Genomic DNA, 10567 nt, shown 5'->3' on the forward strand with positions numbered 1-10567 from the left:
GTATCCTTATATTAATTTTACTAAAATTTAAATAGGTTTTCCTTGTTTAATAAAGCGGGGTTTCCCAACTTTTGCTGGGATTAATTTTCCACGTATATCAACAAGAACTTTTTCTCCTGTTTCCACAGGTACTCGCGCTAGAGCTATTGATTGTTGCAGTATAGGAGAATAACTGCCACTAGTAATTATTCCATCAGGGCAACCTGCAATAATTACTTTTTGACCACTGCGCATGATTCCTTTATCCAACAAGGTTAAACCAACCATTTTGCGTTTTATTCCTTGCTGTTTTTGAGAAACTAATGCTCCCATACCAATAAAATCTCTATCTTCAGGCTCCCATTTTACAGTCCAGGCTAAACCCGATTCTAATGGAGTCGTTGTTTCATCCATATCTTGACCATAAAGAAGCATGCCGGCTTCCAATCTGAGGGTATCTCTAGCGCCTAGTCCACAGGGTGTAATGCCCGCTTTTAATAAATCGTTCCAGAGCGGTATGATGTATTCATTGGGTACTATGATTTCAAGACCATCTTCTCCGGTATAGCCAGTGCGAGCGAAAAACCAGTGATCTACATCAGCGCATTCGAAAGAGGCAAGTGTTGAAACGGCGTCAATATGAGCAGGAGGCAGGATGCTTAGTGTCTTCGCTATGGCATTGGGGCCTTGTACAGCCAGCATGGATAATTCCCGTCTTTCTTGTAGGCCTACAGCGAACCCTTCGCTTTTAGCGCGAATCCAAGCAATATCATTTTGTCTGGTCGCAGAATTGAGCACTACTCGATAATTGTCTGAGGCTCTTTGGTATACAATTAGGTCATCTATAATTCCGCCATGTTCATTGCACATGCAGCTGTAGAGCGCTTTACCATTGTGAGTAATTTGATCAATATCATTGGTTAGGAGTTTACGCAGAAATTGGCGTCCACCGGCACCTAAGATATCAACGATAGTCATATGTGACACATCAAACATTCCAGCATCAGTTCTGACGGCATGATGTTCATTTAATTGAGAACCATAATGCAGTGGCATTTCCCAACCATGGAAGTTTACCATTTTAGCACCACAAGCCAAGTGTGTCGCGTGAAGAGGAGTTTTAGCAGTCATTGCAATTCCTTTTTTTATCACTTATTGCATGTGATTATACCTCTTGTGATTTATTTTGCGAGGCCTCCATTTGATTTTCACTGGATTCTTAATTGGAGAATCTATATCTCTATGATTAAGGCATGCTTATTTATCCAAAAGTTAATTAATCAAAATTCAAAAAAGCGATTTTCTTAGTTCAAATTAAAGCCATGATTGACTAAATTTGCTACAATATTATTATGTTAAATTTTTAGTCCAAATCATGCTTAAACCCAGAAACCCCGTGACGTATATGCCTAATACAGGGCAGCACCGATATATCATTAGTAGAAGTACTTTTGAAAAAATACAAAACTACCAAAACGCATTAATTATTGGCGCAGTCAAGCCAGGAAATCGCTTACTCGCCGAAATCAATTATTTCCTCGCTGAAGGGAAAACTGAATATGATCCGGATAAACCACTAACATCTCAAGATCTCGCTCAGTTAAGGAAGCTCTCCCCTGCAGAATTCATGCAACTTGTTATGAATACTCGCCTGCCCAAAATTTTTGCTGAAAGCCAAGCAACAATTGGAGAGGGAAAGATGTGGAATAAAGACGAGTATGAAATATTAGGTAATATTTGTTCAGTTCTTAGAGGAGTAGAGGTCTATGATAATGGAAAGTATGGCGCGACAGGTACTGGTGATGGACGGTATAAAGATAACCCTCCCAAAATAAATTTGTTGTGTATCCCTGGAGCAATCTTGCAACCCCCCAATACGATGGACAGAGAAAAAATTCTCTCTCAAGCTGATGGTCGTGATGTATTAGATGAAAGGAAATTTAAGGATTTTTATAAAGATAGATTAAGGACGGTCTTTCAGGAGGCTAATGATCAAGCAAAGGAAAAGGGCAAAAAAGCATTTATCACTGTTCCTGGCATTGGTAATGGAGCTTTTGCAGGAGAGTTTAGAGGACAAACGATTGGATTATTAAACGATACACTAAAAGAATTATTAGAAGAAAATCCTCAATGGAAGAATATTGGTGGTATATGGCTGGATGGTTACTCGTCCACAGTGTGCCAGGATAATCAAATAGGGGACACTAAACTTCGTGTTCGAAATACTGGCTCTGGTAGCAATGGTAGCCATGTTCTGCAAAGCGGTAAACCTTACAGTGATTTAGGGCAAATGTCCAAAGCAGAAGATTTTGCTGAATCCCCTGAGGAAGCCATTGAATTTGCAAATTGTGAACGATTTAAAATATTTGCATGGGATCATTTTTCTTATGAAGGCAATGATTGGGTAGGCGGCAGCCGTATGACGGATGAGGCCAATATGGCGGCTTGTAATGGATTGGGGGTGATGAGCGGATTCCCTGGTCAATACAGAAATGAAAACCCCGAGATAGATGGTCCTCCTAAAGCTTATTACCCCCCGGAAGGGTATAGGACATGGGAACAATTGTTTTATAGCAATAACCTAAAACAATCTATAGCTGACCGGTTGTTCGTATTTGATAATGGCAATTTTGTTCAACTGAAAACAAATAATGCTGCCAAAAAAGAACTGTTTGAGCAAGTCCGATCTGATTTGGCGAGCTCCACCTCCCTAGATGGAGTTCATAAAAAATTATGCACACAAATACTAACTGCTGCATTGGATCCTTACAATGAGCATAATCCAATGTTTCTCGGTTTATTAACAACAAATCTGCCAAAAAACGATCGAGTTTCTTATGCAAAAAAAACTCAAAACATGATTGAGGCATTTGAAAATGAGCTTGTAAAGAGAGTGGAACAATCAGACATAAAAAATACAGATGATGTTATAGCGCGAATCAATTTGTGTTTTGATGCGATACGTCATCAAATTAAAAAAATAATAGAGAATAATTTCTTAAAAATAAAATCCAGTTACCAGTATGGCCAAAACAATCAAAGCAGAAATCATGCCAGTCCCGTAACTTATTCAGGCCCTAATGAGCAATATAAAAATAAAACAGGGGATGTTCTTAAAAGAGAAATATTAGAAAGCTTTAAGGAAAAAATTGCGGAATGTTCAACGGATAAAGAGCTCAATAAACTGGTAAAGCTGCTTAACGCATCTGATGAGTATAGAATTCTTGAAACTCCTCAAGACACATTTTCTAAAATAACAGGAAAAAAAACGTCTTCAATAAAAGCTTTTGAGACAATGGTGTCTGATGCAAAAAAGGAAATCAAAAAGCTGAAGTTAAATCCTTCATCAGGGAATACGGCGACTAAGACAGTATCCTTTAAAGAACAAAGAAAAGCGATTACTAAGGGAGATGAGGAAGAATTGAGGGGAAGTCAGGAGAATAGATTTTCTTGATAGTCCATGCGATAGAATTTATGATTGTGCAGATGTCCCTCATTTATCAATTTAAACACTAGATGCCATTTACAGATGTATTTTATGGCTTTATGCTGTGATTTTCTCTCTATTACAATCGACAATAATTCTTTACTTATTATTGCTTTTAAACTTCGAGAAAAGAAAATTGTAGGCAAAAATCCTTAAAATTCATCCATAGAAGGTATCATGTAAATTTACGGGAAAAATATGGATTTGCCAATTATTTTGCGCTGGGGTCTCGATCTGGGATGGCTGTGCTTTCTTTTAATTCTTTTTCGGTATTTCTGGAGAAGAAGAAGAGACTTGAGGGAAGCCCAATCTTGGTTAAAAGCGAAAGGCCATATTACTCGCTGTGAATGGATTAAGGTAGGCCATAGTGTCTGGCCTAAAATAGAATATATTTATCAAGTTTATGATAAAGATTTGACTGGGGAATATCTGTTCTTAGATACTTCCCTCAATACACCCAATAGTAAGTACTCACGTAATATTGCCTATCAGGTCGCAATGGCTTTTAAGGATAACTCAGAAATTGATGTTTATTATAATCCGAATCGTCCAGAACAATCGGCTTTAGATGTTGCCATTCCAAAGAAATTAACCTTTATTTTAGTCTTAATTATCACATTAATTTTGCTGCATGTTGGTATTATTGTTTGGCGTTTCCTTGGCTAGTACTCTTAAGAGAATTTTCATTTTTACATTGGCATGGTGGGCTAATGACTGTCGATTGAAAGCTCGTTATACTGAAACCTCTGACCCCTTGACCAGGAGATGCTTGAGTAAAGCCTAATACTACTTTCAAGTTTTGCTTTTGCTGGTATTGGGGATTTTGGTAGACAACGAGTATTGGCATGATGGCTTGCCAGTGGGTAGGATCCAGAGTAATGAGTTTTGGCGGTTCTGTAGCCACTGCATCAACATAATAGGCATTTTTTTGAACTGCTTCGGGCAGCTTAGAGGCATTGAGTGCTTTACTATAGGCTATCCATGCGTCGGCTGTAAAATATTTGGCTATTTCTTTTTGTTGCTGGATGTAATTTTTATAATCAAACGTATACGTAGCAATAATGGCTTCATTAGCCCAAACGGCCAATTGAGCTCTGTCAGGCCCTGCGAAGACTAATTGTGATGCTAAGCTTATAAATACACCAAGAACGAAAATGAGTGTTTTGTTCATAATAAATTCTCATTAATTATTTAACTTCAGTGTAATCATTTTTTCAGTACAAAAAAATCCCCGGTAACATTCCGGGGAAGATTATTATCTGGATTTGGTGCGATCCAGATATTACCCCGCATAAAGAGGGGGAAAGCGGGGCAGAGCATCCGGGGGAATGCTCAACATATTAGACACCTGAATTGCAAAAAAGTTCAATTTTTAAACAAATTTATTTGTGATTTAATATTGCTTATTCGATATATTGTTTATCAGATTTGGCAGGTACCAGTAAAAAGGTATTTATGATATTTTATTAATAGACCGTCTTTTGACGGAATACCTGGATATTTCCGCACTTTACTGTCATTGTATTAAGAGACATGGACAGCATTTTCAGATCTTGGGATAGCACAAACATCATAGTGAGAGAAAACAGAGTGAGTAATAGTCGTTTTTATTTTGCTAATCCTACTAAATTCAGTCGATTTATTAATCGCTGGGATCTTCTGTTGCTTATATTAATTTTTTCTGTGTTATTTTTCTTGGGGTGGGCTGGTTCACAAATGGCTACCCCATATCAATTGGGTGACCAAATTCCAATTTCTTTGGAACCGTCCAATCTCCCCTTTTATGCTTTACGTACTGTGCTAAGAATGTTTATTGCCTTAATTTTTTCAATTTTGTTCACGTTTATTGTTGGAGCCTTGGCTGCTAAGAATCGGAGAGCTGAACAGATTATTATCCCAGCAATTGACATCTTGCAATCCATCCCTGTGCTTAGTTTTTTATCTATCACTGTCACGGGCTTTATCCATTTATTTCCCCATAGTTTGTTAGGGCCCGAATGTGCTTCAATTTTTGCAATTTTCAGTGCACAAGTATGGAATATGACTTTTGGATTTTATCAATCGCTAAAAACAGTTCCTCATGATTTGATTGAAGTGTCTGCCATGTTCAGATTGTCAGCCTGGCAACGTTTTTGGAAGGTGGAAGTTCCTTTTTCTCTATCCGGGTTGCTATGGAATATGATGGTTTCAATGTCAGCTAGTTGGTTTTTTGTGGTTTTATCAGAAGCTATTTCAGTAGCACACCAAAATATCAGATTGCCTGGTGTTGGATCATACATCGCATTGGCAATCACCCAGAGAGATTTGCATGCCGTGGGGTATGCTATTCTAACTATGGTTATCGTTATTTTTCTATATGATCAAATACTTTTCAGGCCGCTTATTGCCTGGTCTGAAAAATTTAAAGTAGAGCAATCTCCTGATGAGTCAGAATACCAATCTTGGCTAATTGATTTAATGCGTAGTAGCCGCTTAATGAAGAAGGTTACCGAGGGACTTACTGTATTCACTAATGGGTTTGTCAATGCTCGCTGGCTTAGAATGGGTGATCCCAAGGCCGTTAAAGAGATTAACTATAAAAAACAGAAATGGTGGGATAGATTGTGGGGTGGGGTAGTTCTTATCGGGGTGATTACAGGAGGGTGGTTCTTATTAAAGTTTATCCTTGCTGAATTAAAGGCAAGCGATATATTTCACGTCTTTTTACTGGGAGCTGCTACAGGAACTCGAGTAATCATTTTGATTGCATTAAGTTCTTTGTTATGGATCCCCGTCGGGGTTTGGATAGGACTAAGGCCGCGCCTTGCTCAGAGAATTCAGCCAATAATTCAGTTTGTGGCAGCCTTTCCAGCCAATTTATTCTATCCTTTATTTGTAATAGCTATAGTAAAATTTAATTTAAGTGTAGAAATCTGGGTAACTCCTCTTATGATCCTCGGTACACAATGGTATATTTTATTTAACGTTATTGCTGGCGCTTCACGGATCCCACGAGAACTCTATTTAGCCGCTGATAATTTTGGGTTAAAAGGATGGATATGGTGGAAAAGATTGGCTTTGCCAGGTATTTTTCCTTTTTATATTACTGGTGCTATTACAGCGGCAGGTGGAGCATGGAACGCGAGTATTGTGGCTGAATATGTTAGTTGGGGAAATATTACTCTTAAGGCCACCGGTTTGGGAGAATATATTCAAGCAAGCACATCAGCAGGAGACTTTCCGCAAATTGCCTTAGGAACAGCGATGATGTGTGTTTATGTTCTGGCTTTTAATCGTTTTATTTGGCGCCCACTTTATCGATTAGCCGAAGAACGGTTTAATTTTAATTGAGGCCTCTATGAAAGAAACTATTATTAGCATAGAAAATCTAAGTAAGTCTTTTAAAAAAGCCTCTTCGCAAGATCTTCTTGTTCTTGAAGATGTTAATTTTAATCTACAAGAGGGTGAAATAGTTGCTTTACTAGGCAAATCTGGCTCAGGTAAATCAACCTTATTAAGAATTATTGCAGGCTTAGTCGCTCCGTCAAGTGGCACTGTAACCTATAGAGGAAAATCCGTCACGAGGCCTGTGGAAGGAATTGCCATGGTATTCCAATCGTTTGCTCTTATGCCATGGCTTACTGTATTGGAAAATGTGGAGCTTGGTTTAGAGGCTCAAGGAATTAGCCGCGAAGAAAGAAGGCATAGGGCCATTGAGGCGATTGATATCATAGGCCTGGACGGTTTCGAGTCCGCCTTCCCTAAGGAGTTGTCAGGAGGTATGCGGCAACGAGTAGGTTTTGCTCGAGCACTGGTTATCAATCCCGATGTGCTATTAATGGACGAGCCTTTTTCAGCGCTTGATGTTCTTACCGCAGAAAATCTCAAATCAGACTTATTAGAATTATGGAAGGAGAAAAAAACTAATACCAATGGCATTTTATTAGTGACACACAATATTGAAGAGGCTGCGACATTGGCTGATAGAATTGTCATTTTTGGTAACGATCCAGGGTATATTCGCGCCGAATTACCAGTAACTTTACCACAACCACGCGATCCAGAAAGTCCCGAATATTTAGCTTTAGTCGACAAGATTTATACTTTAATGACTACTGGGCCTAAAGAAAAAGCGAAACGTGCTCAAAGAGAGCGCCAAATAGGTTTAGGGTATCGTCTCCCTGATGTAGAGCCTTCTGAATTGTCTGGTTTAATAGAAACTATGAAGTCATTTGAAGAACGTATTGATTTACCTGAGCTAGCCGATGAATTGATGATGAACATTGACGATCTGTTCCCTATTCTGGAAACTTTGGAGATACTTGGTTTTGCCAAGGTATCTGCTGGAGATATTCAATTAAGCGAATTAGGTAAGCAGTTTTCAGAAGCTGATTTACAGGAGCGAAAGCAATTGTTCGCCCAAAGATTATTGGAAAAAGTTCCTCTTGCACGTTATATCCGGCGAGTATTGGATGAAAAAGTTGGGCACCGAGTATCGGAGGAGCGTTTTTTAAGTAAGCTGGAAGATTATTTAAGTGAAAAAGAAGCAGATCGTGTCTTGAAAACTATGATTGATTGGGGGCGATATGCTGAAATTTTTGCTTATGACTTCAATACGGGTATTTTGAGTTTGGAAAATCCTGGCAAAGGAGCTTAATAATTACAATTATCATACGGAGTCAACTCTTGTTCACAATTCGCTAAAAAGTCATATTTGGCGGATATCGAACGAAAATGATTCAGAAAATGCCCACATGGATATCTATGCAGCACATTTTTTAGAATCATTTTCGTTCAGTCTTCACTCAAATCTGACTTTTCCTCTTTATTCCTTACCAACCATATTTTCAATATTTTTGATAAAGTATTTTTTAGCTTCCGTTTTTATTACCTAGACAGTTCTTTTAAGCTGATTTTCTTATGAGATAATCCAGGATTTCAAATAAGCGCTCCTCACTTCCAGCCATTTGTAAGTCGGTTTTATATTTGTTATTTACAACAAAAGCTGGAACAGCATTAATTTGATAATGAGCCATTAATGACATGCCATTATTTACCCTCATATCTATGGTGGTGAATTTTCAAAAGCGCTTTTGGCAATTTCTTTATCTACTCCATGAGCGACAAAGAAGTCGATCATAGATTGTTTTGTCGCTAAGGGATTTTTGTCCTCTTGGATTGCTTTAAATAACATGGGATTTAATTTATCAGACATCGCTAAAGTTTTTGCTGTATAGTAAGCTTTGGCATACAAATCCCAATTGGGTTTAAAAACAACCGGTACTCGTTCAAGACGAGCGTTTTTACCCATTTTGAGTGTCCAATCATTCAATGGAGCATCGATTTTATAACACCAGGGACACCATAACTAAAAAACTCGGTAATAATGGGAGTTCTGTCTTTATTAGCTGCGATCTGTGCACTGGGGACAACTTGATAATCTCTCCCTTCAATAAATTGAGCTGCTAGAGCTGTTATTGGGAGAAGAAAGAACATACAAATTAGTTTTTTTAACATTTTTTAATTCCTCAATATAACCCTTGAATATAGTAAGCTACTGCCTCCATATCTTCCGGACTCATTTTACTACTGATATCATGCATAATGTGATTTAAATCATTTGTTCGCTTGCCCTCTTTAAATGCTTGCAACTGCATAATTGTGTAAGTCGCATGCTGACCGGAAATAAGCGGGAAGCCGGCCTGAGCATTTCCAGTTCCTTTTGGACCGTGACAGGCTATACAAGCCGCAATATGTTTATTTAAATCACCACCTCTATAGAGCTGCTCCCCTCTTTGCAAATATTTCTTTGGGGTTGAACCTTCAGCAATAGGCATTTTAGCATAATAAGCAGCCAAGTCATTCATATCCTGCTCATTTAGGGTAGCTACTATTGCTGCCATAGTAGGAACAGAGCGTAATTTACTTTCTTTAATATCCTTTAGTTGTTTTATGAAATATTTTTCGTGTTGACCAGCAAGGTTAGGCCATTGCGGATTCATACTAATGCCTTGGGGACCATGGCAAGCGGTACATACTGCGGATTTGTTCTGACCTGATTGTTGTGAGTTTTCCTGAGCAAAAATGAGCGATGAAGAGCACAGGATTAATACAAGTGCTAATTTTTTCATGGATTTCTCATAAATAATTTCGTCAATTAATGGTACACTGCCTGGGTTAAAATCCAAAACTAAAATGATATCTTATGCCAATCAATCTATATTCTAAAGCAGTATTTTTAAAAAGTGCAGCTCGTGTTAATCACTTACCCGAAGATTCAGGTTACGAAGTAGCATTTGCTGGTCGTTCTAACGCAGGAAAATCCAGTGCCCTCAATTGCCTTACTGGCAATAAAAATTTGGCTCGGACTAGTAAAACTCCTGGACGTACTCAATTAATTAATTTATTTTCCCTTGATGATCAAAGGCGACTTGTTGATTTGCCTGGTTATGGTTATGCCAAAGTCGCCATGGGAGTGAAAGAGGAATGGCAAAAGAATTTAGTTCATTATCTTGAAACAAGGCAATGCCTGCGAGGGTTGATTTTATTAATGGATGTACGTCATCCTTTGAAGGAACTCGATCAAATGATGATTCATTGGGCTATCGACAGACAGCTCCCAGTTCATATTTTGTTAACCAAAGCAGATAAATTAAGCCGTAGTGAAGTTAAAAATACAATACTTAAAGTTCGTCAGTTTTATGAATTAGCTGAGAATTTAGTGTCTGTTCAGTCGTTTTCTTCTGTGAAAAAAGAGGGTTTAGATGAATTGGCTTCCCTTTTAGATACCTGGTATGAGTGGAATTAGTTCACTTAAAATTTTAGGTTAGTCATAATACATAATTTTTAGTTTGCCTAATGCCTCAATAAAAGCCTACTACCTCAATAATGGTGCTGCCGAAGGGTAACCTTAAGGATTACATAATATTCCACTGATATAATCGCATGCATTATGATCTATATGTATTCAAGAGGCTTGTAATGACAGATTTATTTCCACCCAAGGGGGTGCCAGTTACTATTCAACAAGGTATTGGCGGTAGCTGTTACCTTTTGTCATCTTTAGATTGTATTTTAAACCTTGGAGAGGATGGGGAGCGATTAATTAAATCACTCTTTACC

General features: G+C 38.2%; 8 protein-coding genes and 1 pseudogene. 5 read left to right on the forward strand and 4 right to left on the reverse strand.

Annotated features, from left to right (window positions below; all coding sequences use genetic code 11):
* Positions 1-27: 27 nt before the first annotated feature.
* Positions 28-1110 (reverse strand): glycine cleavage system aminomethyltransferase GcvT, encoded by a 1083-nt coding sequence (gcvT, locus tag OK13_RS09040; RefSeq protein WP_035890327.1) that lies wholly within the window; start codon positions 1108-1110, stop codon positions 28-30.
* 244 nt (positions 1111-1354) lie between these two features.
* Here gcvT and OK13_RS09045 point away from each other — a divergent pair, with 244 nt between their 5' ends.
* Positions 1355-3433 (forward strand): hypothetical protein, encoded by a 2079-nt coding sequence (locus tag OK13_RS09045; protein WP_152571645.1) that lies wholly within the window; start codon positions 1355-1357, stop codon positions 3431-3433.
* Positions 3434-3664: 231 nt separating this feature from the next.
* Complete coding sequence (locus OK13_RS09050; RefSeq protein WP_035890333.1) at positions 3665-4132, forward strand: DUF3592 domain-containing protein; 468 nt, start codon at positions 3665-3667, stop codon at positions 4130-4132.
* Here the strand turns inward: OK13_RS09050 and OK13_RS09055 are convergent.
* Entirely contained in the window at positions 4107-4637 is a 531-nt protein-coding gene (locus tag OK13_RS09055) for a DotI/IcmL family type IV secretion protein (RefSeq protein ID WP_035890336.1), read from the reverse strand. The two genes, OK13_RS09050 and OK13_RS09055, sit on opposite strands and share 26 nt — an antisense overlap.
* A 419-nt stretch (positions 4638-5056) precedes the next feature.
* Here OK13_RS09055 and OK13_RS09060 point away from each other — a divergent pair, with 419 nt between their 5' ends.
* Positions 5057-6796, forward strand: coding sequence for an ABC transporter permease (locus OK13_RS09060; RefSeq protein ID WP_035890343.1), 1740 nt, complete (start codon positions 5057-5059; stop codon positions 6794-6796).
* 7 nt (positions 6797-6803) lie between these two features.
* On the forward strand, positions 6804-8102 hold the full coding sequence (locus tag OK13_RS09065; RefSeq protein ID WP_035890337.1) for an ABC transporter ATP-binding protein: 1299 nt from the start codon (positions 6804-6806) through the stop codon (positions 8100-8102).
* 247 nt (positions 8103-8349) lie between these two features.
* Here the strand turns inward: OK13_RS09065 and OK13_RS16045 are convergent.
* Positions 8350-8962 (reverse strand): annotated as a pseudogene (locus tag OK13_RS16045) (thiol:disulfide interchange protein DsbA/DsbL).
* Between the two features lie 11 nt (positions 8963-8973).
* Positions 8974-9576: a c-type cytochrome gene (locus tag OK13_RS09075; protein ID WP_035890338.1), complete on the reverse strand. Its 603-nt coding sequence runs from the start codon at positions 9574-9576 to the stop codon at positions 8974-8976.
* Positions 9577-9650: 74 nt separating this feature from the next.
* Between OK13_RS09075 and yihA the strand changes: the two genes are divergently transcribed.
* The gene (gene yihA, locus OK13_RS09080) at positions 9651-10253 is read left to right on the forward strand and encodes a ribosome biogenesis GTP-binding protein YihA/YsxC (protein WP_035890339.1); all 603 of its coding nucleotides are present in this window, start codon (positions 9651-9653) and stop codon (positions 10251-10253) included.
* Positions 10254-10567: the final 314 nt, after the last annotated feature.

It is taken from the genome of Legionella norrlandica, from assembly GCF_000770585.1.
GTDB lineage: Bacteria > Pseudomonadota > Gammaproteobacteria > Legionellales > Legionellaceae > Legionella > Legionella norrlandica.

What these genes read in the sequence shown, in the direction of transcription:
- OK13_RS09065 (WP_035890337.1), top strand. Translation starts at nt 6,804, where the DNA reads ATGAAAGAAACTATTATTAGCATAGAAAATCTAAGTAAGTCTTTTAAA.
- OK13_RS09050 (WP_035890333.1), top strand. Translation starts at nt 3,665, where the DNA reads ATGGATTTGCCAATTATTTTGCGCTGGGGTCTCGATCTGGGATGGCTG.
- yihA (WP_035890339.1), top strand. Translation starts at nt 9,651, where the DNA reads ATGCCAATCAATCTATATTCTAAAGCAGTATTTTTAAAAAGTGCAGCT.
- OK13_RS09055 (WP_035890336.1), bottom strand. Translation starts at nt 4,637, where the DNA reads ATGAACAAAACACTCATTTTCGTTCTTGGTGTATTTATAAGCTTAGCA.
- OK13_RS09045 (WP_152571645.1), top strand. Translation starts at nt 1,355, where the DNA reads ATGCTTAAACCCAGAAACCCCGTGACGTATATGCCTAATACAGGGCAG.
- OK13_RS09075 (WP_035890338.1), bottom strand. Translation starts at nt 9,576, where the DNA reads ATGAAAAAATTAGCACTTGTATTAATCCTGTGCTCTTCATCGCTCATT.
- gcvT (WP_035890327.1), bottom strand. Translation starts at nt 1,110, where the DNA reads ATGACTGCTAAAACTCCTCTTCACGCGACACACTTGGCTTGTGGTGCT.